Raw genomic sequence first — 25055 nt, 5'->3', positions numbered from 1 at the left:
AACAGCGTAACGTCACACGTCCAGATCGGCCACCGCGAAACGCGCATTGTCCTGGATGAAGCGGTAGCGCTCCTCGGCCTTCTTGCCCATCAGCCGCTCGACCAGATCCTCGATCTCGGCCTCGTCCGACGGCAGGTCGATCTTGGCGAGGGTCCGCTTCTTCGGATCCATGGTGGTCTCCTTCAGCTGGGAGGCCATCATCTCGCCCAAGCCCTTGAACCGGCCGATCTCGGTCTTCTTCCCTTTGAAGGTCGTGGCCAAAAGTTCATCGCGGTGGGCGTCGTCGCGGGCGTATTCGGACAGGGCGCCGGACTGGATGCGGTAGAGCGGGGGCAAGGCCATGAACAGGCGGCCCTGACGGATCGTCTCGGGCATCGAGCGATAGAAAAAGGTGATCAGCAGCGCCGCGATGTGCGCCCCGTCCACGTCGGCGTCGGTCATGATGACGATCCGCTCGTAGCGCAGGTCGTCGATGTTGAAGCGCGCGCCCGGCTGGACGCCCAGCGCCAGCGCCAGATCGGACAGTTCCACGTTGGCGCGCAGCTTGTCCGCCGTGGCCGACGCGACGTTCAGGATCTTGCCACGCAGCGGCAGGATGGCCTGCGTCGTCCGGTCCCGCGCCTGCTTGGCAGAGCCGCCGGCCGAGTCGCCCTCGACGATGAACAGCTCTGTCCCCTCGGCCGACTGGCGCGAACAGTCGGACAGCTTGCCCGGCAGGCGCAGTTTGCGCGTGGCGGCGGCGCGCTGGACTTCCTTGTCCTTGCGCCGCTTCAGCCGATCCTCGGCCCGCTCGATGACGAAGCCCAGTAGGGTGTTCGCCTGCTTCGGGCTTTCGGTCAGCCAGTGATCCAGCGGGTCGCGCATCAGCTGCTCGACCAGCCTCGCGCCCTCCGGCGACGACAGGCGGTCCTTGGTCTGGCCCTGGAACTCGGGGTTGCGGATAAAGACGCTGATCAGGGCGCCGGCATTGGCGATGACGTCCTCGGCCGTGATCAGGTCGGCGCGCTTCTCCTTGATCAGCTCGCCATAGGCTTTCAGCCCCTTGACCAGCGCCGCCCGGAAACCGCTCTCATGCGTGCCGCCGTCCGGCGTCGAGACGGTGTTGCAATAGGAGCTGACAAAGCCGTCGGCGTCGCCGAATCCGATCGGCGACCAGGTCACGGCCCATTCGACCGCGCCGGCCTCGCCCTTGCGTTCGACGCGCCCGGCGAAGGTCGGGGTGACCGTCTCCAGTTCGCCGATCCGGTCCTTCAGTGCGTCGGCCAGACCGCCGGGGAAGTGCAGGGTGGCGCTTTCGGGCGTGGCGTCGGTGATCCGCTCCGCCGCGCAGGTCCATTTGATCTCGACGCCGCGGAACAGATAGGCCTTCGACCGCGCCATGCGGAACAGCCGCGCCGGCTTGAACGCCGCGCCGACGCCGAAGATTTCCTCGTCCGGATGGAAGCGGATCAGGGTGCCGTGCTTTTTCGACGGCTGCACCTGCTGGATCGGACCCAGCACATGGCCCTTTGAGAAAGACTGCTTCCACTCGAACCCGTCGCGCCACACGGTGACGTCCAGATGATCCGACAGGGCGTTGACGACCGACACGCCGACCCCGTGCAGGCCTCCAGAGGTCTCATAGGCCTTGCCCGAGAACTTACCGCCCGAGTGCAGCACGGTCATCACGACTTCCAGCGCCGACTTGCCGGGATGCTTGGGGTGAGGATCAACCGGGATGCCCCGACCGTCATCGAACACCGACAGGAAGCCGTCGGCGTCGAGTTCAACCTTGATGGTCTTCGCGTGCCGCGCCACCGCCTCGTCCATGGCGTTATCGAGGACTTCGGCGAACAGGTGGTGCAGCGCCCGCTCGTCGGTGCCGCCGATGTACATGCCGGGACGTTTGCGGACGGGCTCCAGCCCTTCCAGCACCTCGATCGACGAGGCGGAGTAGCCGCTTGCCGCCGCCAGCGGGGCGGGGGAGGGCGCGTCAGCCGGCTTCGGCGCGGGCGCGGGCGCGGGCGCGGGCTCTACCTTCGGTGCGACGGCCTGTGGCGTCAGCGCAGGCTCAGTCGCAGGCGTCGGCGCCGAGCCTTGCGGCTCGGGAATGTCATCGAACAGGGAAGGCGCGGCGTTGGGACCCATGTCGATACTGTGCTGCGATTCGGGGACCGGTCTGGTAGGCCCGCCGCGCCCTTGTCGCAAGCGGGACCGCCTCGGCTGTGGATGATGGCAGCATCGCCCGCGTCATCACCGCCATGAACAGCACCCACGGCAGGCTCTGGTGGGTCAGAAGTATCGATTCCGACAGGCTCAGCACGAAGAAGGCGGCGAGGAAGCCCATGGACCACCAGCCCTCGCGCTCGCCCGCCACACCGCACCTCAGCACGGTCACCAGCGTTGTGATCGCCATCATTGTTCCGACCATGAAGGCGCCGGGCCAACCCAGCTGAACCAGCAGGTCGATCCAGCCGTTGTGCGCGCTGGGCACCGGCCAGTGGGTCTCCATCCGCACCCAGGCCGCCGGCACCGACTCCCGACCCCAGAAGGCGCCGTAGCCATAGCCGGTCCACGGCCGCTCGGCGACCTTGCCCATCAGGGCCGACCAGATCTCCGTCCGCCCGGTCAGCGAAGGGTCCTTGCCCAGTGCTTCAAGGATAGCGACCGAATGCGTTTCCCACAGCCAGACGCCCGACCCCGCCAGCACAACCGCCGCCCAGATCGCCGCCACCGAGAAGGCCGGCCCGCCCTTCCTCAGCGTCCAGAACCCGCCGATCATCGACAGCCCGACCATCAGGCACAGCAGCGACGTCTTCGACTGGGTCGCCAGCACCAGCATGCTCGACAGCCCCAGCGCCGCGAGTGACACCAGACGGTATTTCTCCGACGTCAGGAAGGACGCCGCCGACGCCGTCGCGCCGATCACCATCACGGCGCCCATCTGGTTCTTCTCGTACCAGAGACCCCGCCACAGGCCGGCGTTGTCGAACTGGTGCACGCCGATCGAGGGGAAGGCGAAGACCATCACCAGACTGCCGACCGACATGACCAGCGCCCCGAACATCAGCATTCGCGGCAGATGCGGCCCGCGGAACGCCGCGCCCAGATACAGGGCGAACACCCCCGACAGCGCCAGTGCGATTACCCGTCGGCTCGTGACCTCATAGTCGATCGACCAGTATTTCGATGCGAACGTCAGGCCCACCAGCATCGCCAGCGCGATCGCCCCCGGCCACGCCCGCCAGACCCTGTCGATCCTGTACAGCGCCAGTCCGAGGATCGCCGCATAGGCTGGCAGCCACACCAGCCGCAGCACCGGGGTCTCTTCCTGCGTGGGCGCGAACACCGGCCCGATCAGCGCCCCGGTCAGCATCCCGACCAGCACGATGCAGATCGCATACTCCCACCATGTGGGAGCAGGCTCGCCCACGAGGGCTATCGAACGGGATTCGCGCACGCTCACAGGGTCGCGGGTCGGCGTTAACGAAGGGTTGGAGATGGTGTCGGCAGCAGGCTCACGCCTTCTCCACGAACGTATCGATCACCTTCTTCTCGCCGGCCTTCTCGAATGCAACCACCAGCTTGTTGCCCTCGATCGCGGTGATCGCGCCGTAGCCGAACTTCTGGTGAAACACGCGCTCGCCGCGAGTCCAGGCGCCCGAGGCCTTCGGGTCGGCCGTAGCAACCAGCCGGCCGTCGCCCTCGATCAGCGTATGGCGCGCAGGCCGCGCGCTGGGCGCCTGACCGGCGGTGAACGACTGCGCCCGCTTCCAGCCCGGTGACGAATAGCCCGAGCCGAAGGTCGGCATTTCGTCCCAGCGGCTTTTGGCGTCCTTCATCCCCGGCGTGGCGCCATAGTATCCCGTGTCGGACTGCGCCTCGACGTGATCGAACGGCAGTTCGTCCACAAATCGGCTGGGCAACTGGGAGGTCCAGCGGCCATAGACCAGCCGGTTGGCCGCGAACGAAATCCGCGCATCCAACTTGGCCCGCGTCACGCCGACGTACGCGAGCCGGCGCTCTTCCTCGAGACCCTTCTCGCCCTTCTCGTCGATGCTGCGCTGGGACGGGAAGACGCCTTCCTCCCAGCCCGGCAGGAAGACCAACGGGAACTCCAGCCCCTTGGCCCCATGCAGGGTCATGACCTGCACCGAGTCCGCGCTCTCGCCCCGGTCCAGATCCATGACCAGCGAGACGTGTTCCAGATAGGCCGTCAGGCTATCGAACTGCTGCATCGACTGGGTCAGTTCCTTGAGGTTATCCAGTCGCGCCGGGCCGGATGCGCGGTCGGCCTTCTGCATGTCGGTGTAGCCGCTTTCCTCGAGCACGGCCTCCGTCAGCTCCCAGTGCTTCATCGTCTGGCCCTGATCGCGCCAGCGGTCGATGTCGCGCACGAACAGGCTCAGCGCCGTCCGCGTCCGGGCCTGAAGCTCGTCCGAGGTGATCAACTCGCGCACCGCCGCCATGGCCGACACCCCGTTCACCCGCGCGATGTGCAGGATCTTCTGCACGCTGGTGTCGCCGATGCCGCGCTTGGGCACATTGACGATCCGCTCGAAGGCCAGATCGTCGTCCTCGGAGAGGATCAGCCGCAGATAAGCGTGGGCATCCCGGATTTCGGCCCGTTCGAAGAAGCGCGGGCCGCCAATCACCGTGTAGGGGATGGCCAGCATGACGAAGCGCTCCTCGAACGCCCGCATCTGGAACGAGGCCCGCACCAGCACCGCCATGTCCTTGTAGGCTACGCCGGTCCGCCGCGCCGTCTCGATCTCGTCGGCGATCAGGCGCGCTTCGGCTTCGCCGTCCCAGACCCCGCGCACGCGCACCTTGTCGCCGGTTGAGTCCTCGGTCCACAGCGTCTTGCCCAGCCGCCCCTTGTTGGCGCTGATCAGGCCCGAGGCCGCGCCCAGAATATGCTGGGTCGAGCGGTAGTTCCGCTCCAGCCGGATCACTTTCGCGCCCGGAAAATCCCGCTCGAACCGCAGGATGTTGTCCACCTCCGCGCCGCGCCAGCCATAGATCGACTGGTCATCGTCGCCTACGCAGCAGACGTTGCCGGTCGACGAGGTCAGCAGCCGTAGCCACAGGTACTGGGCGACGTTGGTGTCCTGATACTCGTCGACCAGAATGTAGCGGAACCGCCGCCGATATTCCTCAGCAATATCGGCATGCTGCGACAGAATGGTCAGGTTGTGCAGAAGCAGGTCGCCGAAATCGCACGCGTTCAAGCTGACCAGCCGCGCCTGATAGGCCGCGTAGAGCCCGTGCCCCTTGCCGTTGGCGAAATCCTCCGACGGCGGCAGCTTCTCCGGCGTCCAGCCCCGGTTCTTCCAGTGGTCGATCAGCCCGCTCAGCGACCGCGGCGTCCACCGTTTGGTGTCCAGATTGGCGGCTTCGAGCAGTTGTTTGCACACCCGCTCCTGATCGTCCGTATCGAGGATGGTAAAGGTCGACTTCAACCCCACCAGCTCCGCATGCCGCCGCAGGATCTGCGCCGCCACCGAGTGGAAGGTGCCCAGCCAGCGCAGCCCCTCGGCCGACGGCCCGATCAGATGGGTGATCCGCTCGCGCATCTCGCGCGCTGCCTTGTTGGTGAAGGTGACCGCCAGCAGCTCCCACGGTCGCGCCCGCCCGGTTGCGAGGATATGCGCCAGCCGGGTCGTCAGCACCCGCGTCTTGCCGGTGCCGGCCCCCGCAAGCACCAGCACGGGTCCTTCGACGGTCTCGACCGCCTCACGCTGCTCGGGGTTCAGGCCTGACAGATAGTCATGCGTCGGAGCGGGCGGCCGGGCCCGGGCGAGGTCGGAGATGCGGGGAGGCGAGGGATCAGTCATCGGATTCGGGAGAACATAAGGAGACCGGCCGCCGTTGTCAGCCGCGCCGTGCGGAACCCTAACGGCCACGCTACCGTTTGGTCGCCCGACGGGGGCCTTCAGGAGGAACGTCAACATGGCCGAGAACACCAGCAGCAGCGGCGGCGGCAACGCCGGCCTCGCTTTCATCGTCGGCGGCATCGTCGTGGTCGTGGCGGTGATCGCCTACTTCGTCTTCGCGCGCGGAGGCATGTCGCCAGAGACCAAGGACGTGAACGTCGACGTCAACCTGCCCGAGGTCTCCGCTCCAGCCGTGCCGGGCAAGGAGGGCTGATCCATGACCGATCCGAACGTACCGCCGCCCGAGCGGCCCGAGGTCGTGCACCATACGACGATCAACAACCCGGCCCCGCAAAAGAGCGGGGGTGGCGGTTTTCTGGCCTTCATGATCGGCGGCCTGCTGGTCGTGGTGGCGATCATCGCCTTCGTGGTCTGGAACAACGGCGGCGCTGCGCCTGACGCGCGCGAGACCAATGTCGACGTCAATATCGACGTGCCCCAGCCGAAGCTGCCCGATCTGCCGGAGCCCAAGCTGCCGGATATGCCGAACGTCGAGCCGCCGTCGGTTCCCCAGCCGGCTCCCGCGCCGGCGAACTGATTACCGCAGCCGGTAGCTGATCGTGGTCACGACCCGGACCTTCTTGTCCGGGCTCTGGGCTTCGTCGCCGATCTCGTCACGCGCCAGAATCTCGAACGACCCCTGTGTCGCCTGACGGATCGGCCCCAGCGGCGCGCCGGAATCCTTGGCGAACTGCTCGGCGCCCGATCGTGCGGACGCCGTGGCCTGCGCGATCATCTCGGGCCGCACCTCGTTCAGCTTTGTGAAGACATAGGTCGGACCGGAGAAGTCCTGCAGCACCACGCCCTGCCGGACCAGATCGTTGAGCGCGCGCGTCGTTCGCTGCACCCGCGCCACATCCGTGGTCCGCACGATCACCGTCTGGGCGAGGATGAAGCGCGGACCGCCGTTCTGATTGCTGTATTCGCGGGATTGAGTGTCAGCGACTTCCAGCCGGCCTAGCGCAACCGCTTCCGCCGGATAGCCTTGTGCGGTCAGGAACTGTCGCACGATGCCGAGGTCGCCGTCGATCCGCGCTTGTACATCGGCCAGCACGTCTCCGGACGCGGTGAAGCGCAGCGGCAGCAACGCCAGATCGGCCTCGACATTGCGTTCAGCCAGACCCCGAACCGTCACTGACCGATCGCCCACGCGCGCATTGACGACGCCCTGTCCGATAAGCGCGCCGCCGCCGATCAATCCGATCGCCAGAAGCCCGCCGGACACCGCCGCCGGGATCAGTCTGTCCTTGTCCATATCGAGCCTCCGGCGCCGACAATGCGCTCGATATGGTGGCTGTCAATCTGACGGAACCTGTCGAAGAAAACTGCGATCCCCGCCCGCCCACGAAAGGGCCAGAAGGCGACAGGCGCTGGCCAGCGGGGTACGTCCCCGGGTCTCGTCTATCCGCTTCATCAGACCGGCGTGCGACAGCGCCGCCTCCGCCCCGATCGTGTCCAGCACCGTCCAGAACTCAGGTTCCAGCGCGACAGAGGTCGCGTGGCCGGACAGGGAGACGGAACGTTTGACCAGACCGCTCACGGACGCGCGGACACCATGACGATATCCACCTCGTTCCGGGCGCCTTGGGTCAGGACCACATAGCGGGTGTCGGTGACGAAGCGCAGGCCGCCCTCGGCGTCCCGTATCTCGGCCCGGGCTGCATAGGTATGGCGCGGATCGACCTGCGAGCGCGGAAAGCCCAGCGTCGCCTCGTAGGGCGGGCCTCTGCCGTCCAGCGTCTCCGTATGCTCGGCCAGCACCTCCGCCGGCGCATCGGCGCGGCTGACGTCCTCGATCCGCACCTTGAACACGTGTCCGGGCGTCAGCAGGATCCGTTCCCGATAGGTTGCTGTGACTTTCACAACGGCCATGCCATGCCCCGCCTCGACGGGCGCGGCAGGCTCGACCGGCGCGCAGGCCGCAAGGGTCAGGCCGAGGGGCAGGACGATCGGGGAAATCCGCATGGCCGTCTCCAGTGCTGGCGCCAGTCTAGCAGAAGCCGGCGTCGCGGCCACGCTGCCGCCAGCGCACTGGCGGCTACAAGCCCGACTTATGGCGCACGGCCGAAAACCCGGCTTGTCCCGCGCGACGACGCGGTCCATCCCAAGCCCATGACCAATCCGACCGAAACCAGCCCCGTCGCCCGCCCGCGGATGTCGCGGACGACCCTGCTGGGGATCGTCGGCGTCGTCATCTGCGCGATGATCTGGGGCACGACCTGGTACGCGATTACGCTTCAGCTCGGCACGGTCGACACGATCGCCTCGATCGTCTGGCGCTTCGGCCTCGCCGCGATCGTGCTGTTCATCGTCTGTCTCGTGACGCGCCAGAACTTGCGCCTGACCCCCGCCCAGCATCTGGCCGCGTTGGGGCAGGGGGCTTTCGCCTTCTCGGTCAGCTATACCTTCACCTACGCCGCCGAGGGCCACGTCGCCTCGGCCATCGTAGCGGTGACCTTCGCCGCCCTGACGCTAATCAATCTGATCCTGTTCCGGCTGATCGTGCGCCAGAAGGCGGCGGCGGCCTCGTGGGGCGGGGCGATCCTCGGCGTTATCGGCGTTTCCGTGCTGACCGGCGGCGAAATCCTGAAGGCCGGCTTCGACAACAAGGCCGCGCTCGGCGTCGCCTTCGCTCTGATCGCCACGACCGCGTCCGCCTTCGGCAACCTGTTCGCATGGCGAGGCCAGCGCGAAGGTTCGGCAGCGATCCCCTCGACCGCGTGGGCCATGGCCTATGGCACGGGCCTGCTGGCGATCTACGGTTTGGTGACCGGTGTGCACTTCAGCTTCGACCCGACCCCGACCTATCTGGGCTCGCTGCTCTATCTGTCGATCTTCGGATCGGTGATCGCATTCGGGCTCTACTTCACCATCGCCCGCACTATCGGTTACGCCATGGCCAGCTACATCTCGGCCCTGACCCCGCCCATAGCCATGCTGGTGTCGGTCATCTTCGAGGACGCCCGCTTCGGCTGGACCGCCTTGGTCGGCCTGCTGCTGGTGCTGTCAGGACAGGCTCTGCTGATCCGGGCGCCAAAGACCTAATCGTCCTCGCGCTTCGCTCCGTCCAGCAGGGCGTCCAGCCGGGCCTTTTCCGCCTCGGCATGGGTCTTCTCTACCTTGGTCCGGCCGTGCGCTGCCCGATTGTTGGCGGCGTCCGTTTTGGCGGCGGCCTTGTCACGCGCCTTGCGCGCGCGATTCAGGTTGACGATCTCGCCCATTTCACCGGCCTCCGACGAAACCCCTGTCGCCTCGGCACGTTGATTGTCCAACGCCACCTGACAGGAGAAACACGATGGTAGACGTCTCGCTCATCAAGGAACACCTCGAAGTCGTCGGCTCGGACGGCGAACACGTCGGCCGCGTCGACCATGTGCTGGGCGACCAGATTGAACTGGCCAAGCTGGATCTCGCCGGCGGCTTCAAGCACCACCTGATCCCGGTCAGCTGGGTCGATCACGTGGACGAGCATGTGCACCTGAACGTGACCAAGGACGACGCCAAAGCGCGCTGGACCGAAAAGCACTAGTCCGAACCGCACCTTTGCAAGGGCCTCGCCATCACCGGCGGGGCCCTTCGCATATCAGGCGTCCGGGTTATCCGGCGCGACGGGCCGAGGCGGTTGCGCCGACTTGATCCCCGTCTCCTGACCCAGCCGCCACGCCCGCGACCGCTCTATCCATTTGCGGTTGGGGATCTCCTCCAGCAGCCGATCCTCCATCACCGCCGACATGTCGTCCGCCAGCGCCTGGCTGCGGATATAGTAGCTGTGCTCGACGAAGGGATCGGCGTCGCCCGCCACCACCCGACAGTCCACCAGCTCGACCTTCTTCGGCAACAGATCCACCAGTCGCGGCCCGTCCGACCCCAGCCGGTCGGGATTGGCCTTGGTCTTGTCCGAGATGGTCAGACCCTTGTCGTTCGGATTGAAATAGACGGTCACCTGTCGCCCGATGCGCGGCAGCAGGCGCAGCTTGTCGTCATGCTCGAAACAGTCGTCGTCCTCGTCCGGCGCGGCCATCAGGATCTGGTCGAACAGGCGCGTCAGGCTGCTGCTGTCCTTATGCAGCAGCGATTGAAGGGCGTTGCGCAGCACATAGTTGCCCATGCTGTGCGCCAGCAGGTGCACCCGCCGTTGGCAGTAGTCCTCGGCGTTCAGCGCCAGCACAAAGTCGCGGAACTTCAGGAAGGCACGCGCGATCGCCGGCCCTGAGACCCGCGCATCCTCCCGGTCGCTGTAATAGGACATCCACGGCACTGCCGAGCCGTCCGACGGCCAGCTGAACACCACGATGTTCAGCGGGTGGTCGCCGACCGTCACGCTCTGGGCCAAGAGCGCGCCGGCCTGCAGCGCGCCGGTGAAGCTGACGTTGAAGCCATGGATGAACACCAGGGTGTCGCACCGTGGCCCCTTGGCCATCGCCTGCCGCAGGTCCTCCATGAACTGCCCGCCGCCGGTCTTGCGGATGTCCGGCTCGTCCAGAATGTCGGGGTAGACGTGCAGCGTCTCCAGCGACGGCGACTTCGGGTCAGGCCTGAAGTCCGCATAACCGAACCTCAGCGCCGCGACGCCGTCCGGATTGAAGCCCTTTCCAAAGACTTCTTTCTTGTTCTGCGGCTGATGGTTCCGGTTGGTCGCGAAGAACACACGCACGTTCGCCATGCCGCCCTCCCTCGATGAGGCTCGACCTTAGCGCGAAACGGTGACGGTTTCACTCTTCGTCGGACATCAGGACATCCAGATATGTGTGCGGCCGGTTCAGGAACCCCCGGGTCACCTGATAGTGCTCGGTGTCTTCCCAGGCGATCCGCTCCAGACCGTGCGGCGAGGCCTGATAAATCCACGCGTCCGGGTAGCCGAGGAGGATCGGCGAGTGAGTGGCGATGATGAACTGCGATTGCTTCATCACCAGCTCATGCAGGCGCGCCAGAAAAGAGAGTTGACGCGATGGGGACAGGGCGGCTTCGGGCTCGTCGAGAATGTACAGGCCGTCACCGACAAACCGGTTGTCGAACAAGGCGAAGAAGCTTTCCCCATGCGATTGCTCGTGCAGCTTGCGGTCGCCGTAGCGCGCACCGCGAACTTCGGGGTCTTCCAGATAGCTGGCGGTGGTGAAGAAGCTTTCAGCCCTCAGGAAATAGCCGTCAGCCGCCTTTCTGGCCGGCCGGATGGGGCGCACAAACCGGTGTAGCTCGGAGTGCGACCCACGTGTCGAGTAATGATGATCCCTCGACCCGCCCTCGGCGTTGAACCCCCACGCCACGCCGAGGGCCTCGATCAGCGTCGACTTCCCTGACCCGTTTTCCCCGACAAGGAAGGTCACGCGCGGATGGAAAGCCAGCGTGTCCAGTGACCGCAGCACCGGCAGGTTGAACGGATAAACTCCGTCATCCCACCCCTCGCGCCGCTCGAACCGCGCCTCCAGCCAATAGGGCTTGTCGAGCGCAGCCATCCTCAGCCCGGCGAGATCATGTTTTCCGGCCGCACGTACTGATCGAACTCCTCGTTCGTCAGATAGCCGCCCCCGACCGCCTCATCACGCAGCGTGGTCCCGTTCTTGTGCGCCGTCTTCGCGATCTTGGCGCAGGCGTCATAGCCCAGCCGGCCGTTCAGGGCGGTGACAAGCATCAGCGAGTTCTCGAGACCGCGTTTGATGTTGTCCTCGCGCGGCTCGATGCCGACGACACAGTTGTCGGTGAAGCTGATGGCGGCGTCGGCCATCAGGCGGACGGACTGCAGGAAGTTGTAGGCCATCACCGGGTTGAAGACGTTCAGCTCGAAATGCCCCTGCGAGCCGGCGAAGGTCACGGCCGCGTGGTTGCCGAACACCTGAACGCAGACCTGCGTCAGAGCCTCGCACTGGGTCGGATTGACCTTGCCCGGCATGATCGAGCTGCCCGGTTCGTTTTCCGGCAGGGCCAGTTCGCCAAGACCCGAGCGCGGGCCGGAGCCGAGGAAGCGGATGTCGTTGGCGATCTTGAACAGGCTGGCGGCGACCGTGTTGATCGCACCGTGGCTGAAGACCATGGCGTCGTGGGCGGCCAGCGCCTCGAACTTGTTTGGCGCGGTGGTGAAGGGCAGGCCGGTGATGCCAGCGATCTGTTCGGCAACCTTCTCGGCGAACCCGACCGGGGCGTTCAGGCCGGTGCCGACGGCGGTGCCGCCCTGCGCCAGCTCCATCAGTTTCGGCAGGGTCTGCTCGATCCGCTCGATGCCGTTGGCCACCTGCTGCGCATAGCCGCCGAACTCTTGCCCGAGCGTCAGCGGCGTGGCGTCCTGCGTATGCGTTCGGCCGATCTTGATGATGGGAGCCCAGGCGTCCGACTTGGCTTTGAGCGCCGCGTGCAGGTGCTTCAACGCCGGCAGCAGGTCGTTCACCACCTGCTCGGCGCAGGCGACGTGCATGGCCGTCGGATAGGTGTCGTTCGACGACTGGCTCATGTTGACGTGGTCGTTCGGGTGGACCGGCGCCTTGGTTCCCATCTGGCCGCCCAGCATCTCGATCGCCCGGTTCGAAATCACTTCGTTGGCGTTCATGTTCGACTGGGTGCCCGAGCCCGTCTGCCAGACCACCAGCGGGAAGTGATCGTTCAGCCTGCCTTCGATGACTTCGTTGGCGGCATCGACGATGGCCTTGCCCAGCGCCGGGTCCAGCTTGCCCAGCGCCATATTGGTCTCTGCCGCGGCACGCTTGACGATGCCCAGCGCCCGCACGATCGGCAGGGGCTGCTTTTCCCAGCCGATCCTGAAGTTTCCGAGGCTCCGCTGCGCCTGCGCGCCCCAGTAGCGGTCAGAGGCGACCTCGATGGGGCCGAAGGTGTCGGTTTCGGTGCGGTTGGTCATGGCGGAACTGGCTCGTCAGGCGTGGCGGGAGGGTGCGCGGCGGTGTAGCACCTGAGAACCGGTGTGCAAGAACAGGAGCCCGCCATGATCTTCGCAGCGCTGGCCGCGGTCGCCAGCCTTTCAGCCGCGTCCCAACCTGCGGACCTTCCCCCGGTGCTCGTCGTCATCCACTCGGCCGAAGGGGACATCACCCTGGCGCTCGATGTCGACAACGCGCCGACAACCACCTGCAACTTCCTCAAGTACATCGATGCCGGCCGATACCGGAATGCGCGGTTCTTCCGCACCGTGGTGCGCGAGACCAATGACAACCCCAATCCGATCGACGTCATCCAGGCGGAGACGACGGCGGGCAGCGACGACCCCGGATTCGGCTCGATCCCGCTTGAACGCACACGGGACACTGGCCTGAAACACCTTGCGGGGACCATATCGATGGCCCGCGACGGACCGGACACCGCCACCTCCAGCTTCTTTCTGGTCACGCAGGATACGCCCAGCCTCGACTTCGGCGGCGGTCGTAATCCGGACGGCGAAGGCTTCGCCGCCTTTGGCCGCATCACCCAAGGGCTGGACGTCGCCCGTAGAATTCAGCGTCAGGCCGCCGTCGCTGAACAACTGACCTTGCCGGTCGCTATCGCCGACATCGAAAGGCTCGGCCCCGTACCGGCCATCTGCACCGCCTTCGAGCCGGCTCAGTGACGCAGGGCTGGACCGGCACGGGCAAGGTCCGCGCCCGCGAGACCGGTGATGTGGTCGAGATCACGATCGAGGGCCTGACCACCCAGGCCAAATACTACAAGCCGCTGGTCTATGAGTTCATGCGCAAGGAGTGGACCTCGCGCCCGTCGTACGGCGACTATGTCGTCGAGATCGTGATGGAGCACATCGGCGACCCACCGTGGATGGACCTCGACAACCTCGCCAAGGCCCTGCTCGACGCCATCAAGGGCTATCTGTTTCATGACGACGCGCAGGTCGCGCGATTGCTGGTCGAACGGCGCGAGGGCGAACGCGAGCGGATTACGATCCGGGTGTTCCCGAGACGCTAGCCCATTCGGTCGAACCGCAGTGTCGGCAGGCGCAGCTGCATCTCCGAACCCACGAACAGCTGCGGCTCCGAAGGCAGTTCGATGTCCGCCTCGGTCTCCCGCCGGGTAACGCACGCCTTTGTTTTCGCCGCCAGATCGAGGAAGTCCGAAGACACCGGCAGGCTCTCGATCACGCACCCGTCGAACCACGGATAGGTCTCGTTCGCGCCACAGCCGAACGACGTCCGGTCGCGTCGCGCCGCCGTCAGGATCATCCGGTTCGGCGCCTGCAACGCCCCCATGAAGGTCCCGGAGAAACATGCGGATATAACGACAACCGTCGGGCGGGCTCCACACCAGCGCCGGACCAGTTGTGACATGTCCAGCGGGCTTATCGTGGCGTCAGGACCGAACACAATTCCTTCCGGGGACCCGTGGGACGTGAAGTACAGAAGACATCCGTTCTGGTTGGCCTGCGCCGCCGCCGTCACGCCTTGAAGCGCGTCCATTGCGCTTGTCGGATCGGGAACGTCCGGCCTCAGGGAATAATCCACCATCCCCGCCCGCGGAAATCCTGCGGCGAGGAGGCCCGCCGTCACATCACGCCGCGCGTTGTCGAAAGCCTGTATCGGCTGCCCGCCCCCACGCCAGTCGGCCGCGATCACGGCGGTGGTCCAGCCGTCGAAGCGACGGGTCTGGGCGCACGCCGGCGCGCCCATCGCGAGCATCATCAGAAGAACGAACAGGCCCCGACCCATCTTCATCCCCATGATCGACCTACCGGGAATGTTAGCCTGTGCAGCGGAGCTGGGAAGGGGTCACTTCTTGCGGAATTGATCCAGCGAAACGACCTTCGGGCCTTCATCGCCTGACGGCGGAGGCGGCGCCTCGGCGGGTTCGGTCGCGGCGATCTCCGCCGCGATCTCATCAACTGTCGCCGGCGGTTCGAACTGCAGCAGGAATTGCACCGACGGATCGTAGAAGCGCGTCACCGCCGTATAGGGCAGGGCGAGGACCTTGGGCATGCCGCCGAACTTGAGCATGACCGAGAAGCGCGCGGCCTCGACCTTCAGGTCCCAGTACTGGTGCTGCAGCACAACCGTCATTTCGTCCGGATATTTGGCGAGGATATCCGGGGGGACGCTGACGCCGGGAGCCCGGGTCTTGAAGGTGATGTAGAAATGGTGCGCGCCGGGAATGCCGTCGGGCAAGGCCGCACGATCCAGCGCCGACCGGACCACGCCGCGCAGGGCGTCCTGCGCCAGCTGCTCGTAGTTCATCTCGTCGACGGGGGGCGTCTCTTCGGCCATGGGCGTCCTGCTGTTCAGGCGAGGGTTTAGCCTTGCAAGAAGGCGGGCGAAAGAGACGAACGCGGTAAAAGGCCACGGGCTTCGCGGTTTGACCTGCCGACCCGGCCGTCGAACACTGGTCGCCTCGTTCAAGGGAATCTGCATGACCGATCTCAACCGTCGCGCCCTTGGGTCCGTTCTCGCTCTCGGCACCCTCACCACGACCGGCGCGGCCGCTCGTGCGCAATCCCCGGCGGTCCAGCGTTCGGCCTTCATCTATGAGACGGCGCCCTATCCCCAGTGCCACGCCTCGACGATCGTCCAGACTGCTGACGAAGCCATGGCCGCCGCATGGTTCGGCGGCACCCATGAGAAGCATCCGGACGTCTGCATCTGGTTCTCCCGGTTCGAGAATGGCCGCTGGGCTGAGCCGGTGGAGGTCGCGGACGGCGTCCAGTCCGACGGCTCACGCCACCCGACGTGGAATCCCGTGCTGTTCCAGCCACCCGGGGCGCCGTTGCAGTTGTTCTACAAGGTCGGCCCGAATCCGTTCTCGTGGTGGGGCATGGTCATCACCTCGACCGACAGCGGCCGAACATGGTCCGCGCCTCGGCGTCTGCCTGAAAGGGTGCTCGGACCGATCAAGAACAAACCCGTCCTGCTCGCCAACGGCGTCTGGCTGTCGCCGTCCAGCACCGAGGCCGGGGAGGGGGTGGGCGCCGACGCCGGCGCGGGGTGGCGTCTCCATTTCGAACGCAGCGAAGACCAAGGTGCGACCTGGTCTCTGTCCGCTGCCGTCGCTTCACCGCTCAACATCGACGCCATCCAGCCCAGCGTGCTGGTCCATCCGGACGGTGTGGTTCAAGCCATCGCCCGGACCCGACAGGGCGCGCTTGCGTCAACGTGGTCGCGGGATGGAGGCAGGACGTGGTCGCCGCTGGGCGCGATCGATCTGCCCAATCCCAACTCCGGGACGGACGCCGTCACTCTGAAGGATGGCCGTCACCTGCTGATCTACAACCACTCGGCCCATGCTGTCGCGACGCCCGGCAAGGGCCCGCGCTGGCCCCTGAACCTCGCCCTATCGGATGATGGCGTGACCTGGCGTAACGTGTTGACGCTCGAGAGCGAACCCGTGCCCGCTGGCTATGCCTATCCGGCCATTATTCAGGCAAACGACGGCCTCGTGCACATGACCTGGACGCACGACCGCCGGCGCATCCGGCATGCGGTGGTCGATCCGTCGAAGCTTGTATGAGGGAAGTGGAGGGCTTCTGTTGCCAGGCGCCCTCCGGGCCCCGCCTGAGGATCTGAACCCCCAGGACTTAGTTCGGAATTACCGGAACCGCATTACGCGGCGACGGCGTATTCCCCAGCGAAGTTATCGTTCGCAGTTAGAAAATGACCCGATACGGTGGGTCAGGACGAGCGAAAGCAATCCTCTTTACACGTCCGTCGATGCTAGTCGGCCCCGCACCGCCCGCCGATACACGGGAGGATATGGTGGAGCCGCCGGGAATCGCACCCGGGTCCGGTCCGCTTATTACAGGCGCGTTTATCGCCATAGTCCGGGCGAACCCGGACACGCGGAATATAGGGAAGAGAGGTCAGAAAGGGAAGACGGACCTACGTCTGCTCATCCGGCGTACCGCCGGTTTCACGGATCCGATCGAGATTGCGCTCTGCGTTATCGCGCCGACGAAGACGCTCCCGTTCCGTCATGCAGACAGTCTGGGTGCGGTTGGAGCCGAGCACCTGTTCACGGCGGCAGACCCGGCGTGTGCTGTTTTCCGTACCGGCGGTGCTGCGCTCGACGGTCGGGGCCGGCGTCGCCTGCGTTGTCAGGACCAGTGAAGACAGGAGTGCGACCAGCATGCTTTTACCTCTCGATGTTCTTCAAAGAGATATCATGCAGCCTCGGGTTGGCAAATGTCCTTTCTGTAATCCTCGGGTGAACCGGGCGTCAGGGCGAGGCTCGCGGCCAGTCCGGAGTCTGGTTGCGGAACCAGGTCAGCTGGCGCTTGGCGTAGTTGCGGGTCGCTTGCCGCGTCGCCTCGATCGCCTGCTCAAGCGAGGTCTCGCCGGCCAGATGTGCGCCAAATTCACGCACCCCGACCGCCTTCATCGCTGGCAGGTCCGGATCGAGGCCGCGTGATATCAGCGCCTTGACCTCGTCGAGCGCGCCAGCCTCGACCATCCGCGACACGCGCAGGTCGCAGTTTGCATAGAGCGTAGCCCGGTCAGGTTCGACGACCCGTCCCGTCCACGAGCCGGGCGGCAGGAGCGGGGTGGTCTCGTCCGCCCAGTCGCTGAGGGCCCGGCCCGTGTGCTCGGCCACGGCCATGGCGCGGATCAGCCGCTGTCGGTCGCCCGCTTCGATGCGCGCCTCAGCCCGCGAATCCAGCCTGGCCAGTCGGCGTCGGAACTCAATCTCGCCCTCTGCATCCAGAGCCGCGCCTGAGGCGTCCCGAGCCGCGACCGGCACCTGAGGAATGTCGGCCAACCCCTTGGTCAGGGCCGTGAAATACAGTCCCGTCCCACCGACGATCAGCACTGGCCGCCCGTCCAGCCCGGCCAATTCCGCTATAGCCGCCCGGCTCCAGCGACCGACCGACCACGCTTCAGCCGCATCCGCGACGCCGTAGAGGCGATGGTCCGCCGCCGCCTCGTCTCCGCGCGATGGCCGGGCGCTCAGCACCCGCAGATCGGCATACAACTGCTGACTGTCAGCATTCAGGATCACCGCCCCCGTCCGCTGCGCCATCTCCAGCGCCAGTGCGGATTTCCCCGACGCGGTCGGACCGGCGATGAGGGTGATCAGGGGCTCGGACACATGCAGGCTCGCGCGGCGGACCATCCGGCGATAGAACGCAGCCCTCCCGCCCGCAACCCACCGGATACGCCTTGCCAGACCGCGCCGCCGTCCTCGCCGCCCTCGATGCGATCCCCGACCCGAAGTCAGGGAAGGGCCTGGCCGCCGCCGGTCTGGTGCAGGGTCTGGTCGTCGCCGAGGATCGCGCCGGCTTCGTGCTGGAGGTCGCGCCGTCGGACACCGCCCTCTACGCCCCTGTCCGCGACGCCGCCGAGGCCGCCCTGAAGGCGCTGCCCGGCATCGCGCGCGTCTCCGTCGTGCTGACCGCCCAGACCGCGCCGCCCGCAGGCCGCAAGGCCTCGCTTTCGCCCCAGGCCGTTGATCAGGGTCGGCCGAAAGCCCCGGTCCCTACCGACCGTCCCGCCCACGTCCGTCGCGTGCTCGCCGTCGCTTCGGGCAAGGGCGGGGTCGGCAAGTCCACCGTCGCCGTCAACCTCGCCGCCGCACTCGCCGCTCAGGGCTTTTCCGTGGGCGTACTGGATGCCGACGTCCACGGTCCCTCCATCCCGACCATGCTCGGCCTTTCGGGCCAGCCGGAATACGTCGACGGCGCCATCGTCCCGCATACGGCGCACGGGCTGCGGGCGATGTCCGTCGGCCTGCTGACCAAGGCGAACGACGCCATGATCTGGCGCGGACCGATGGCATCGCAGGCCCTGACCCAGATGCTGACCCAGACCCGCTGGGGCACGGAGGCCCACCCGCTGGATGTTCTCGTCGTCGACCTGCCGCCCGGCACCGGCGACGTGCAATTGACCCTCATCCAGAAGACACCGCTCGACGGCGTCGTCATCGTAACCACGCCTCAAGAGGTCGCGCTCGCGGACGCCCGCCGCGCCCACGCCCTTTTTCAGAAGGTCGGCGTGCCGACCGTGGGTCTGATCGAGAACATGAGCGGCGACGTTTTTGGTCGAGGCGGGGGAGAGGCCGAGGCCGCGCGACTGTCCATTCCTTATCTGGGCGATCTTCCGCTCGACGCCGCCGTTCGGGAAGGCGGCGACTGCGGGGCCCCGGTGGTCATCGCCCGCAAGGACCAGCCCGTCGCGCACCGTTTCGCCGAGTTCGCGGCCGCGGTCGCAAAAAATCTGCGGCTATAGGGTTTTCAAAGGCAACCTGAACCGCCACCTCTGCGGTTCCAGTCTTGCCCGGAGAGCCGCATGCCCGTCGACGCCCTGTTCCGTCCCTTCACGATCAAGGGCCTGACCCTTCCGAACCGTTTCGTCATGGCTCCCATGACCCGGTCATTCTCACCGGACGGAATCCCGGGTGAGGGCGTCCCCGGCTATTACCGCCGGCGCGCCGAGGGCGGCGTCGGTCTGATCGTGACCGAGGGCACGGTGGTGGATCGCCCCGCGGCCCGCAATGACGCCGCCGTTCCCGTCTTCCACGGCGAGGCCATTCCCGAATGGTCGAAGGTCGTGTCCGAGGTCCACGCCGCCGGCGGCCTGATCGCGCCCCAGATCTGGCATGTGGGCTCGGCGCGCGGAACGGGCGAGCAGTGGAGCCCGCTCGGGCGTGTCGACAGTCCATCCGGGCTCGTGGCCCCTGACAAGCCGAAGTACGAGGCCATGACCGACGAGGACATCGCCGATACGATCGCCGCCTTCGGTCGCTCAGCCCGACATGCGCGGGAACTCGGGTTCGATGCGATCGAAATTCACGGCGCCCACGGCTACTTGATAGACCAATTCTTCTGGAGGGGCACCAATATCCGGGGGGATAGCTGGGGTGGCCAGACCATCAGGGATCGCGCCCGCTTCGGCGCCGAGGTGGTCAAGGCCGTGCGAGAGGGCATCGGCCCGGACATGCCCCTCATCCTGCGTCTGTCGCAGTGGAAATCCCAGGACTACACCGTCAAGAACGCCCGGACGCCGGACGAGCTCGAAGCGTGGCTGACCCCGCTGTCCGACGCCGGCGTCGACGTTTTCCATTGTTCGCAACGCCGCTTCTGGGAGCCGGAGTTCGACGGTTCCGACCTCAACTTCGCCGGGTGGGCGAAGAAGGTCATCGGCAAGCCGACCATCACCGTCGGATCCGTGGGGCTCAACAGCGAGTTCTTCGGCGCCTTCCGCGGCGAGAGCTCGGAAGCCGCGTCCCTCGACAGGCTGGTCGAGCGTCTGGAACGGGAAGAGTTCGATCTCGTCGCCGTCGGCCGTGCGCTGCTGCACGACCCCAACTGGGTCAGCAAGGTGCGCGACAGCCAGCCGGTAGAGGGCTACGACCGCGCATCCCTGATGAGCCTGACCTGATCGCCGTCTTCTGACGGGAAGGGGCGGTTCGGGGGTGTTTACTCGCGCTCGGCCACCACGGCCGTGCCGTATGCCAGCACCTCGGTCGTCCCCGGCATGATCTCGTTGGCCTCATAGCGCATGGCGACCACGGCGTTCGCGCCCATGTCCTGTGCGTGTTTGACCAACTCGTCGTAGGCCTCTTCCCGCGCCGCTTCGGCCAGCTTCACATAGGCTCCGACGCGTCCGCCCAGCATAGACTGGAACCCGCCGACGGCGTCCGAGATCACGTTGCGCGACCGAACGGTGATGCCGCGCACCAGCCCCAGAACCCGCGTCACCCGGTGCCCGGGGATGTCGTTGGACGTCACGATTAGCATGGCGGTCTCCTGTCTATCGCCGTTGCAGAACCCGGAAGGTGAAGGCGTGGTCGTCCTTCTCGCCGGCCGGGTGGCTCTCGGACTCGACCTCGTCAAAGGCCGCCTCGTCGAACGTGGGGAAGACTGCATCGCCTTCGACCTCGGCGTCCACCTCCGTAATGTAAAGCCGGCGCGCCCGAGGCAGGGTTGCGGCGAAGACCGCCGTCCCGCCTATGACGCAGATCTCGTCCACGCCGTCATCCTCGGCCTGTTCGCGTGCGATCTCGATGGCCTCGTCCAGCGTCAGGCAGGCGACCGCCCCCGTCGGCTCGAACGACTCATCCTTGCTCAGCACCAGGTTCAGCCGGCCGGGAAGGGGCTTCAGCGGCAGGCTGTCCCACGTCTTGCGCCCCATGATGCAGGGCTTGCCCATCGTCACGGCCTTGAACCGCTGCAGATCGCTGCGCAGCCGCCACGGCAGGTCGCCGTCACGACCGATGACGCCATTCCGGGCGCGGGCGACGACGAGGGCGATCACGGGCATGCTCACGAGGTCTTCTCCAGCCAGTGCAGCCACTTGCGCTGCATTGCGGTCTCAAGATCGATCCCCGCCCGATCGCAATAGATCAGCAGCATCCCCAGCACATCCGCCGCCTCATCGCCCAGCTTGCCGGCGTCCGCGTCGCCCCGCGCCCGTCCGCTCATCCGCAAATGCTCGGCCGTCAGCTCGCCCAGCTCCTCTTGAAGCTTCAGCAGAGCCCAGTCACGATCCCGTTCGATGCCGTGCTCGGCGGCGTAGATGTCCGAGATGCGCAGAACGTCCGCGGTCAGGTCAGACAGTTTCATGATCAGCGCCGCTCGATCGTGACGCCGGTCGCGTTCAGCGCCTGTAGCCGGTCCTTCGCGGTCGCATCGCCCAGCGCGTACGCGTCGAGAAACGCCTCGGTCGCCTCGGTCAGGGCGCTGAACTGCGCCTCGTCGGCCCGGCCAACCAGTTCGTGGTCCGCGCCGGCAAAGATCATCAACGTCTTGTCCCCGGTCGCGCTGCGATCGAACGGCGTGCGGTGCTGGGTCCAGTCCGTCACATAGCCGGGCACCAGATCCTGATCGCCGGTGATCAACAGCAGCGGCGTGTTCAGTGCGCCATAGGTGTCGGGCGTCACTACGCCCGGCAGGTCGCCCGCCGTGGAGAAGGCGATCACGCCGCGCACGTCCGGATCGCCCAGCGGTCCGGCTGCCGTCAGGGCGCCGCCCTCGATCAGCGACATCAACGAACCGAACGAGTGTCCGGCAGCGATGATCGGCTTGCCGGCATGGGCGACCTTTACGAATCCCCGTGCCACACCCAGATCAATCAGCCGCGTCCGGAAGGCGTCTCGGTTGTCATACCGGTCGTGCTCCGGGTGCCTCAGCGAGTCGACGTGCAGGGGCGCCACGATCGTGAACCCATGCGCAGCCCATGCGGACAGGATGCGGTCATAGGCGGCGGGCGCGCCGTTGAAGCCGTGGCTGAACACCACGACGCCCTTCTCTTCCGCCGCGGGCCAGATGCTGAGATCGACCGATCGGCCATCGGCCGTAGGCAGGGTGATGTGCTGCACATGATCGGCGTGCGCCGCGGGCGCCGGCTGGACCTGCGCAAGGCTGTGGGTTGCGGGCGCGGTCGCCAGCACAAGGCCCGCGAGCAGGATGGACAGGCGCATCGATATCTCCGGAAGAGGCCGTCAGACCGCCACGACGGCCTTGATGTGAGGCCATGGCTCATAGCCCGTCAGGACGAAATCGCTGAGCTCATAGGCGAACAGGTCGTCTCGCGGCGCGATCGTCATCGTCGGCAGGGCCAACGGTTCGCGGCTCAGCTGCAGCTCGGCCTGCTCGAGGTGGTTCAGATACAGGTGGGCGTCGCCGAAGGTGTGCACGAACTCGCCGGGTTTCAGCCCGACGACCTGCGCGATCATCATGGTCAGCAGCGCGTAGGAGGCGATGTTGAACGGCACGCCGAGGAAGATGTCGGCCGAGCGCTGGTAGAGCTGGCAGCTCAGCTTTCCGTCCGCCACGAAGAACTGGAACAGGCAGTGACAGGGCGGCAGGGCCATGTCGTCCACGTCCGCCGGGTTCCATGCCGACACGATGTGCCGCCGGCTGTTCGGATTGTTTTTCAGCCCATCGACCAGCTTTTCAATCTGGTCGATGACCCGGCCGTCGGGGGCGGCCCATGAGCGCCACTGCTTGCCGTACACGGGACCGAGCTCGCCCTCGGCGTCGGCCCATTCGTCCCAGATCTTGACGCCGTTTTCCTTCAGCCAGCCGATATTGGTCTCGCCGCGCAGGAACCACAGCAGTTCGACGATGATGCTGCGCAGGTGCAGCTTCTTGGTCGTCAGGACAGGAAAGCCCTTCGACAGATCGAACCGCATCTGCCGCCCGAACACACCGCGCGTGCCCGTGCCGGTCCGGTCGTCGCGAACGGCGCCGTTGTCGAGAATGTCGCGTAGCAGATCGAGATACTGCCGCTCGGGATGATCGGCCGGTGCAACCTGAATGGGGGCGATTATCGCGTGCGCGGTCATGTCCGACACAGTGCCTGATTCGGGCTGCAAACGCGTCTAGCGCCTGTGGAGCCGTCATCGTCTCTGTGGACGACCTCGCGGGTCAGCCCGGTCCGTCGCGATCCTTCCGCCGACGTTGCGCAATGCTCGCCCGATCCCTGACCACCCGCTCCCGCGCGGTCCCCAGCGGCCCGACTGCGGTCACCCGCCGCTTAACGCCCGGCTTGATCCGGCCATAGCGCTGGCGCGAGTAGGCCCGCGCGCAGTCCATACAGTGGCGATAGGTGCGGGCGGCGTAGGAGGCGTGCCAGTTGCGCCCCTCCTGCAGCGGGACGTGGCACTCGCGACAGCGATGCATGCGTCAGCCCCGGAATCCGTCCTTGTCCATGAAGGCCTGCTCGTCCGGCGTCGTCTCGCGGCCCAACGCCCGGTTCCGGTGCGGGAAGCGGCCGAAGCGGGCGACAACGCTGTGATGGTGCTCGGCCCACCGATCGTCGGCGGGCCGCTCCATGGCCTGGAACAGCGTCACCTGCCGGTCCTGCAGGGCCATGTCCTCGGCATGCTGCAACGGCAGATAGAAGAAGCGGCGCAGGTCGTTCTCCAGCATCTGGTCGTGACCCGCGTCCAGCGCCTGAATGGCGAAATGGCGGGCCAGCGGGTCTGTCGCGAACTGGTGCGCCGTGCCACGAAAGGTGTTGCGCGGAAACTGGTCCAGCAGGATCAACAGGGCCAGCGACCCCTCGGGCGTCTCCGCCCAGTGATCCAGCTCACGCCGCGCCGCCATCATATGCCCGTGCTCGAACCGCTGGCGGAACAGGTCGTCAAAGGCGTCGTCCTTGGCGAACCACATGGCGGGCCCGGCCTCTTTCCAGAAGCCGACGACGTCGGAAGGCTGTAGATCGGTGCTCATGACCGACCCAATACCCGCCCCGCTTCCCGCGTTCCATGACCGCGACTGCGACCTGTCCATCATAAGCGGCAAGCGCGTCGCCATCATCGGCTACGGCAGTCAGGGCCGGACCCACGCGCTGAACCTGAAGGACTCAGGCGTCACGGACATCGTGGTGGGCCTCAAGGCCGCCTCGCCGACCCGTGAGAAGGCCTTGGCCGACGGCTTCTCCGTCATGACCGTTGCAGAGGCCGTGCTCGAGGCCGACGTCGTCGCCGTCATGGTCTCCGACGAGGCGCACCGCGACCTGTGGCGCGACGAGCTGGAGCCGAACATCCGATCCGGCGCCGCCCTGATTTTCGCCCACGGACTGTCGGTCCGTTTCGGTCTGGTTCAGCCGCGCGCTGACCTCGACGTCATCCTCGCCTCGCCCAAGGGCATCGGCCCGCGCATCCGCGATCTCTATGTGGAAGGGCAGGGGGTCTTCGCCCTGTTCGGCGTGCATCAGGACGCGACCGGCGGCGCCCATGCGCTGGGTCTGTCCTACGCCGCCGCGCTGGGTTGCGGACGCAAGGGCATCCTCGAGACCACCTTCGCCGCCGAGTGCGAGAGCGACCTGTTCGGCGAGCAGGTGGTGCTGTGCGGCGGAACCGCCGAACTGGTCGACGCCGCCTTCATGAAACTGGTTGAGGCCGGCTACCCGCCCGAGGTCGCCTGGTTCGAGACCTTCTACGAGCTGAAGCTGGTCACCGACCTGATGTTCGAACGCGGCGTCGCCGGCGCCTTCGCCCGCATTTCCAACACCGCCGAATACGGCGCCTACCTGACCGGCCCGCGCATCATCGGCGAGCCCAGCCGCGCCGCCATGGACGAGGTCCTTGCCGAAGTCCGATCCGGCGCGTTCGTGTCAAAACTCATGGCCGATTACGACGCCGGCTCCCCCGATCTCCTCGCCCGCCGCAAGGCCTTGGGCGAGCGCACGATCGAGGCCGTGGGCCACCGTCTCAACTCTATCGCTGAAGATGGAAATCGGCGCTCAGGCAGCGAGCCCCCGAGGGGCGAACGCTAGCGCCAGAAAA

General features: G+C 66.4%; 31 protein-coding genes and 1 other RNA gene. 10 read left to right on the top strand and 22 right to left on the bottom strand.

The window, feature by feature from the left end; translation table 11 throughout:
• Window positions 1-12 precede the first annotated feature (12 nt).
• The 3 genes from ACIQC9_RS06495 to ACIQC9_RS06485 are packed head-to-tail and all read right to left on the bottom strand — an operon-like array spanning window position 13 to window position 5816.
• Window positions 13-2127, bottom strand: a complete 2115-nt coding sequence (locus ACIQC9_RS06495; RefSeq protein WP_400613635.1) for a DNA topoisomerase IV subunit B — start codon at window positions 2125-2127, stop codon at window positions 13-15.
• Window positions 2093-3439: an O-antigen ligase family protein gene (locus ACIQC9_RS06490; RefSeq protein ID WP_400613632.1), complete on the bottom strand. Its 1347-nt coding sequence runs from the start codon at window positions 3437-3439 to the stop codon at window positions 2093-2095. The genes ACIQC9_RS06495 and ACIQC9_RS06490 overlap by 35 nt, the downstream gene beginning before the upstream one ends.
• Before the next feature lie 58 nt (window positions 3440-3497).
• The gene (locus tag ACIQC9_RS06485) at window positions 3498-5816 is read right to left on the bottom strand and encodes an ATP-dependent helicase (RefSeq protein ID WP_400613630.1); all 2319 of its coding nucleotides are present in this window, start codon (window positions 5814-5816) and stop codon (window positions 3498-3500) included.
• Between the two features lie 115 nt (window positions 5817-5931).
• Between ACIQC9_RS06485 and ACIQC9_RS06480 the strand changes: the two genes are divergently transcribed.
• The gene (locus tag ACIQC9_RS06480) at window positions 5932-6129 is read left to right on the top strand and encodes a hypothetical protein (protein ID WP_400613628.1); all 198 of its coding nucleotides are present in this window, start codon (window positions 5932-5934) and stop codon (window positions 6127-6129) included.
• Window positions 6130-6132: 3 nt separating this feature from the next.
• Window positions 6133-6453 (top strand): hypothetical protein, encoded by a 321-nt coding sequence (locus ACIQC9_RS06475; protein WP_400613626.1) that lies wholly within the window; start codon window positions 6133-6135, stop codon window positions 6451-6453.
• Here ACIQC9_RS06475 and ACIQC9_RS06470 read toward each other — a convergent pair whose 3' ends face one another.
• The 3 genes from ACIQC9_RS06470 to ACIQC9_RS06460 are packed head-to-tail and all read right to left on the bottom strand — an operon-like array spanning window position 6454 to window position 7880.
• Window positions 6454-7170 (bottom strand): SIMPL domain-containing protein, encoded by a 717-nt coding sequence (locus ACIQC9_RS06470; RefSeq protein WP_400613625.1) that lies wholly within the window; start codon window positions 7168-7170, stop codon window positions 6454-6456. It abuts the gene before it with no gap.
• A gap of 42 nt (window positions 7171-7212) precedes the next feature.
• Window positions 7213-7455 (bottom strand): ribbon-helix-helix domain-containing protein, encoded by a 243-nt coding sequence (locus ACIQC9_RS06465; RefSeq protein ID WP_400613623.1) that lies wholly within the window; start codon window positions 7453-7455, stop codon window positions 7213-7215.
• Window positions 7452-7880 (bottom strand): YbaY family lipoprotein, encoded by a 429-nt coding sequence (locus tag ACIQC9_RS06460; protein WP_400613621.1) that lies wholly within the window; start codon window positions 7878-7880, stop codon window positions 7452-7454. Before ACIQC9_RS06460 ends, ACIQC9_RS06465 begins: the two co-directional genes overlap by 4 nt.
• 147 nt (window positions 7881-8027) lie before the next feature.
• On the opposite strand from ACIQC9_RS06460, the gene ACIQC9_RS06455 reads away from it, so the two are divergent.
• Window positions 8028-8960, top strand: a complete 933-nt coding sequence (locus ACIQC9_RS06455; RefSeq protein ID WP_400613619.1) for a DMT family transporter — start codon at window positions 8028-8030, stop codon at window positions 8958-8960.
• On the opposite strand, the gene ACIQC9_RS06450 is transcribed toward ACIQC9_RS06455, so the two are convergent.
• A complete protein-coding gene (locus ACIQC9_RS06450; RefSeq protein WP_400613617.1) occupies window positions 8957-9136 on the bottom strand; it encodes a DUF4169 family protein in 180 nt (59 codons plus the stop codon). The two genes, ACIQC9_RS06455 and ACIQC9_RS06450, sit on opposite strands and share 4 nt — an antisense overlap.
• A gap of 74 nt (window positions 9137-9210) precedes the next feature.
• On the opposite strand from ACIQC9_RS06450, the gene ACIQC9_RS06445 reads away from it, so the two are divergent.
• Window positions 9211-9444, top strand: coding sequence for a DUF2171 domain-containing protein (locus ACIQC9_RS06445; RefSeq protein WP_400613615.1), 234 nt, complete (start codon window positions 9211-9213; stop codon window positions 9442-9444).
• Between the two features lie 54 nt (window positions 9445-9498).
• On the opposite strand, the gene ACIQC9_RS06440 is transcribed toward ACIQC9_RS06445, so the two are convergent.
• The 3 genes from ACIQC9_RS06440 to fumC are packed head-to-tail and all read right to left on the bottom strand — an operon-like array spanning window position 9499 to window position 12759.
• On the bottom strand, window positions 9499-10578 hold the full coding sequence (locus ACIQC9_RS06440) for an alpha/beta hydrolase (protein ID WP_400613612.1): 1080 nt from the start codon (window positions 10576-10578) through the stop codon (window positions 9499-9501).
• 49 nt (window positions 10579-10627) lie between these two features.
• A complete protein-coding gene (locus tag ACIQC9_RS06435) occupies window positions 10628-11368 on the bottom strand; it encodes an AAA family ATPase (RefSeq protein ID WP_400613610.1) in 741 nt (246 codons plus the stop codon).
• A gap of 2 nt (window positions 11369-11370) precedes the next feature.
• Window positions 11371-12759 (bottom strand): class II fumarate hydratase, encoded by a 1389-nt coding sequence (gene fumC / locus ACIQC9_RS06430; protein ID WP_400613608.1) that lies wholly within the window; start codon window positions 12757-12759, stop codon window positions 11371-11373.
• An 84-nt stretch (window positions 12760-12843) separates the two neighbouring features.
• On the opposite strand from fumC, the gene ACIQC9_RS06425 reads away from it, so the two are divergent.
• Together ACIQC9_RS06425 and ACIQC9_RS06420 are read left to right on the top strand one after the other, a co-directional pair.
• Window positions 12844-13461, top strand: a complete 618-nt coding sequence (locus tag ACIQC9_RS06425) for a peptidylprolyl isomerase (protein WP_400613606.1) — start codon at window positions 12844-12846, stop codon at window positions 13459-13461.
• Complete coding sequence (locus tag ACIQC9_RS06420) at window positions 13458-13811, top strand: RusA family crossover junction endodeoxyribonuclease (protein ID WP_400613604.1); 354 nt, start codon at window positions 13458-13460, stop codon at window positions 13809-13811. The genes ACIQC9_RS06425 and ACIQC9_RS06420 overlap by 4 nt, the downstream gene beginning before the upstream one ends.
• Here ACIQC9_RS06420 and ACIQC9_RS06415 read toward each other — a convergent pair.
• Together ACIQC9_RS06415 and ACIQC9_RS06410 are read right to left on the bottom strand one after the other, a co-directional pair.
• Entirely contained in the window at window positions 13808-14560 is a 753-nt protein-coding gene (locus ACIQC9_RS06415; protein ID WP_400613602.1) for a C13 family peptidase, read from the bottom strand. The genes ACIQC9_RS06420 and ACIQC9_RS06415 overlap by 4 nt on opposite strands.
• 48 nt (window positions 14561-14608) lie before the next feature.
• A complete protein-coding gene (locus ACIQC9_RS06410) occupies window positions 14609-15100 on the bottom strand; it encodes an SspB family protein (protein WP_400613598.1) in 492 nt (163 codons plus the stop codon).
• 142 nt (window positions 15101-15242) lie between these two features.
• Between ACIQC9_RS06410 and ACIQC9_RS06405 the strand changes: the two genes are divergently transcribed.
• Window positions 15243-16337 (top strand): exo-alpha-sialidase, encoded by a 1095-nt coding sequence (locus ACIQC9_RS06405; RefSeq protein WP_400613596.1) that lies wholly within the window; start codon window positions 15243-15245, stop codon window positions 16335-16337.
• Window positions 16338-16341: 4 nt separating this feature from the next.
• Here the strand turns inward: ACIQC9_RS06405 and ssrA are convergent.
• The 3 genes from ssrA to miaA form a co-directional block, all read right to left on the bottom strand.
• Window positions 16342-16702: a transfer-messenger RNA gene (gene ssrA, locus ACIQC9_RS06400) on the bottom strand.
• Window positions 16703-16705: 3 nt separating this feature from the next.
• Window positions 16706-16954, bottom strand: coding sequence for a hypothetical protein (locus ACIQC9_RS06395; RefSeq protein ID WP_400613594.1), 249 nt, complete (start codon window positions 16952-16954; stop codon window positions 16706-16708).
• Window positions 16955-17042: 88 nt separating this feature from the next.
• Entirely contained in the window at window positions 17043-17912 is an 870-nt protein-coding gene (gene miaA, locus ACIQC9_RS06390; RefSeq protein ID WP_400613592.1) for a tRNA (adenosine(37)-N6)-dimethylallyltransferase MiaA, read from the bottom strand.
• A gap of 71 nt (window positions 17913-17983) precedes the next feature.
• On the opposite strand from miaA, the gene ACIQC9_RS06385 reads away from it, so the two are divergent.
• Window positions 17984-19048 carry an Mrp/NBP35 family ATP-binding protein gene (locus tag ACIQC9_RS06385; RefSeq protein WP_400613590.1) on the top strand — a complete coding sequence of 355 codons (1065 nt, stop codon included), beginning with the start codon at window positions 17984-17986 and terminating at the stop codon, window positions 19046-19048.
• 60 nt (window positions 19049-19108) lie between these two features.
• Complete coding sequence (locus ACIQC9_RS06380; RefSeq protein ID WP_400613588.1) at window positions 19109-20200, top strand: NADH:flavin oxidoreductase; 1092 nt, start codon at window positions 19109-19111, stop codon at window positions 20198-20200.
• A 38-nt stretch (window positions 20201-20238) separates the two neighbouring features.
• Here the strand turns inward: ACIQC9_RS06380 and ACIQC9_RS06375 are convergent, their stop codons facing one another.
• From ACIQC9_RS06375 to ACIQC9_RS06345, 7 genes are all read right to left on the bottom strand, one after another.
• The gene (locus tag ACIQC9_RS06375; RefSeq protein WP_400613586.1) at window positions 20239-20559 is read right to left on the bottom strand and encodes a YbjQ family protein; all 321 of its coding nucleotides are present in this window, start codon (window positions 20557-20559) and stop codon (window positions 20239-20241) included.
• Window positions 20560-20572: 13 nt separating this feature from the next.
• On the bottom strand, window positions 20573-21088 hold the full coding sequence (locus tag ACIQC9_RS06370; RefSeq protein ID WP_400613584.1) for a dihydrofolate reductase: 516 nt from the start codon (window positions 21086-21088) through the stop codon (window positions 20573-20575).
• Entirely contained in the window at window positions 21085-21384 is a 300-nt protein-coding gene (locus ACIQC9_RS06365) for a phosphoribosyl-ATP pyrophosphohydrolase (protein ID WP_400613581.1), read from the bottom strand. Before ACIQC9_RS06365 ends, ACIQC9_RS06370 begins: the two co-directional genes overlap by 4 nt.
• A 2-nt stretch (window positions 21385-21386) precedes the next feature.
• Window positions 21387-22241 carry an alpha/beta hydrolase family protein gene (locus ACIQC9_RS06360; protein ID WP_400613578.1) on the bottom strand — a complete coding sequence of 285 codons (855 nt, stop codon included), beginning with the start codon at window positions 22239-22241 and terminating at the stop codon, window positions 21387-21389.
• A 21-nt stretch (window positions 22242-22262) separates the two neighbouring features.
• A complete protein-coding gene (locus ACIQC9_RS06355) occupies window positions 22263-23108 on the bottom strand; it encodes a thymidylate synthase (protein WP_400613575.1) in 846 nt (281 codons plus the stop codon).
• Between the two features lie 82 nt (window positions 23109-23190).
• Window positions 23191-23445 carry a hypothetical protein gene (locus tag ACIQC9_RS06350; protein WP_400613573.1) on the bottom strand — a complete coding sequence of 85 codons (255 nt, stop codon included), beginning with the start codon at window positions 23443-23445 and terminating at the stop codon, window positions 23191-23193.
• A 3-nt stretch (window positions 23446-23448) separates the two neighbouring features.
• Entirely contained in the window at window positions 23449-23997 is a 549-nt protein-coding gene (locus ACIQC9_RS06345) for a DUF924 family protein (protein WP_400613570.1), read from the bottom strand.
• On the opposite strand from ACIQC9_RS06345, the gene ilvC reads away from it, so the two are divergent.
• Window positions 23996-25045, top strand: a complete 1050-nt coding sequence (gene ilvC / locus ACIQC9_RS06340; protein ID WP_400613567.1) for a ketol-acid reductoisomerase — start codon at window positions 23996-23998, stop codon at window positions 25043-25045. The two genes, ACIQC9_RS06345 and ilvC, sit on opposite strands and share 2 nt — an antisense overlap.
• Window positions 25046-25055 lie beyond the last annotated feature (10 nt).

This window comes from Brevundimonas sp. NPDC092305 (genome assembly GCF_044755415.1).
Lineage (GTDB): Bacteria > Pseudomonadota > Alphaproteobacteria > Caulobacterales > Caulobacteraceae > Brevundimonas.
Note: the sequence above shows the minus strand (reverse complement) of the source record. Positions and strands in the feature narration are given on the sequence as shown.

What these genes read in the sequence shown, in the direction of transcription:
- ACIQC9_RS06410 (WP_400613598.1), bottom strand. Translation starts at nt 15,100, where the DNA reads ATGGCCGAAGAGACGCCCCCCGTCGACGAGATGAACTACGAGCAGCTG.
- ACIQC9_RS06460 (WP_400613621.1), bottom strand. Translation starts at nt 7,880, where the DNA reads ATGCGGATTTCCCCGATCGTCCTGCCCCTCGGCCTGACCCTTGCGGCC.
- ACIQC9_RS06360 (WP_400613578.1), bottom strand. Translation starts at nt 22,241, where the DNA reads ATGCGCCTGTCCATCCTGCTCGCGGGCCTTGTGCTGGCGACCGCGCCC.
- ACIQC9_RS06445 (WP_400613615.1), top strand. Translation starts at nt 9,211, where the DNA reads ATGGTAGACGTCTCGCTCATCAAGGAACACCTCGAAGTCGTCGGCTCG.
- ACIQC9_RS06435 (WP_400613610.1), bottom strand. Translation starts at nt 11,368, where the DNA reads ATGGCTGCGCTCGACAAGCCCTATTGGCTGGAGGCGCGGTTCGAGCGG.
- ACIQC9_RS06415 (WP_400613602.1), bottom strand. Translation starts at nt 14,560, where the DNA reads ATGGGGATGAAGATGGGTCGGGGCCTGTTCGTTCTTCTGATGATGCTC.
- ACIQC9_RS06380 (WP_400613588.1), top strand. Translation starts at nt 19,109, where the DNA reads ATGCCCGTCGACGCCCTGTTCCGTCCCTTCACGATCAAGGGCCTGACC.
- ACIQC9_RS06485 (WP_400613630.1), bottom strand. Translation starts at nt 5,816, where the DNA reads ATGACTGATCCCTCGCCTCCCCGCATCTCCGACCTCGCCCGGGCCCGG.
- ACIQC9_RS06395 (WP_400613594.1), bottom strand. Translation starts at nt 16,954, where the DNA reads ATGCTGGTCGCACTCCTGTCTTCACTGGTCCTGACAACGCAGGCGACG.
- ACIQC9_RS06355 (WP_400613575.1), bottom strand. Translation starts at nt 23,108, where the DNA reads ATGACCGCGCACGCGATAATCGCCCCCATTCAGGTTGCACCGGCCGAT.
- ACIQC9_RS06440 (WP_400613612.1), bottom strand. Translation starts at nt 10,578, where the DNA reads ATGGCGAACGTGCGTGTGTTCTTCGCGACCAACCGGAACCATCAGCCG.
- ACIQC9_RS06375 (WP_400613586.1), bottom strand. Translation starts at nt 20,559, where the DNA reads ATGCTAATCGTGACGTCCAACGACATCCCCGGGCACCGGGTGACGCGG.
- ilvC (WP_400613567.1), top strand. Translation starts at nt 23,996, where the DNA reads ATGACCGACCCAATACCCGCCCCGCTTCCCGCGTTCCATGACCGCGAC.
- ACIQC9_RS06475 (WP_400613626.1), top strand. Translation starts at nt 6,133, where the DNA reads ATGACCGATCCGAACGTACCGCCGCCCGAGCGGCCCGAGGTCGTGCAC.
- ACIQC9_RS06365 (WP_400613581.1), bottom strand. Translation starts at nt 21,384, where the DNA reads ATGAAACTGTCTGACCTGACCGCGGACGTTCTGCGCATCTCGGACATC.
- ACIQC9_RS06425 (WP_400613606.1), top strand. Translation starts at nt 12,844, where the DNA reads ATGATCTTCGCAGCGCTGGCCGCGGTCGCCAGCCTTTCAGCCGCGTCC.
- ACIQC9_RS06345 (WP_400613570.1), bottom strand. Translation starts at nt 23,997, where the DNA reads ATGAGCACCGATCTACAGCCTTCCGACGTCGTCGGCTTCTGGAAAGAG.
- ACIQC9_RS06405 (WP_400613596.1), top strand. Translation starts at nt 15,243, where the DNA reads ATGACCGATCTCAACCGTCGCGCCCTTGGGTCCGTTCTCGCTCTCGGC.
- ACIQC9_RS06350 (WP_400613573.1), bottom strand. Translation starts at nt 23,445, where the DNA reads ATGCATCGCTGTCGCGAGTGCCACGTCCCGCTGCAGGAGGGGCGCAAC.
- ACIQC9_RS06455 (WP_400613619.1), top strand. Translation starts at nt 8,028, where the DNA reads ATGACCAATCCGACCGAAACCAGCCCCGTCGCCCGCCCGCGGATGTCG.
- ACIQC9_RS06480 (WP_400613628.1), top strand. Translation starts at nt 5,932, where the DNA reads ATGGCCGAGAACACCAGCAGCAGCGGCGGCGGCAACGCCGGCCTCGCT.
- fumC (WP_400613608.1), bottom strand. Translation starts at nt 12,759, where the DNA reads ATGACCAACCGCACCGAAACCGACACCTTCGGCCCCATCGAGGTCGCC.
- ACIQC9_RS06470 (WP_400613625.1), bottom strand. Translation starts at nt 7,170, where the DNA reads ATGGACAAGGACAGACTGATCCCGGCGGCGGTGTCCGGCGGGCTTCTG.
- ACIQC9_RS06450 (WP_400613617.1), bottom strand. Translation starts at nt 9,136, where the DNA reads ATGGGCGAGATCGTCAACCTGAATCGCGCGCGCAAGGCGCGTGACAAG.
- ACIQC9_RS06495 (WP_400613635.1), bottom strand. Translation starts at nt 2,127, where the DNA reads ATGGGTCCCAACGCCGCGCCTTCCCTGTTCGATGACATTCCCGAGCCG.